The sequence below is a fragment of the Pseudoalteromonas phenolica genome, from assembly GCF_005886345.1.
Lineage (GTDB): Bacteria > Pseudomonadota > Gammaproteobacteria > Enterobacterales > Alteromonadaceae > Pseudoalteromonas > Pseudoalteromonas phenolica_A.
The window spans coordinates 1-290 of record NZ_PNEC01000147.1 but is presented as its reverse complement, the minus strand read 5'-3'; the positions used below and the strand labels follow the sequence as shown (position 1 = coordinate 290).

The 290-nt window shown below is 36.6% G+C and carries 1 pseudogene; it reads right to left on the bottom strand.

Annotation, left to right across the window (positions count from 1 at the left end):
* Positions 1 to 152: 152 nt before the first annotated feature.
* Positions 153 to 290: pseudogene (locus tag CWB72_RS20405) on the bottom strand (GNAT family N-acetyltransferase); the annotation flags it as partial.

The following is a 290-nucleotide window of genomic DNA, read 5'->3' as shown; positions in this document are numbered from 1 at the left end:
TACTGCAACATAGAAAAGACCATCAAAACGGTGATCGCGACTTTGACGTGCTTTTTGCCAGTAAGATGAAATCATAAACAGCTCTTTTAATAATTGACTGCGACAAAGTTTAAATAAATTTTAAACCATTGCTAGCCACAATCGGTACTCAACTATTTAGCGAAATCTATTAACTCTTGGCCCGTTAAACGATAAATAATCCATTCAGTTTGTGGTTTTGCACCTATACTGTCATAAAAATCTATAGCAGGCTTATTCCAATCCAACACAACCCACTCAAATCGGCCACA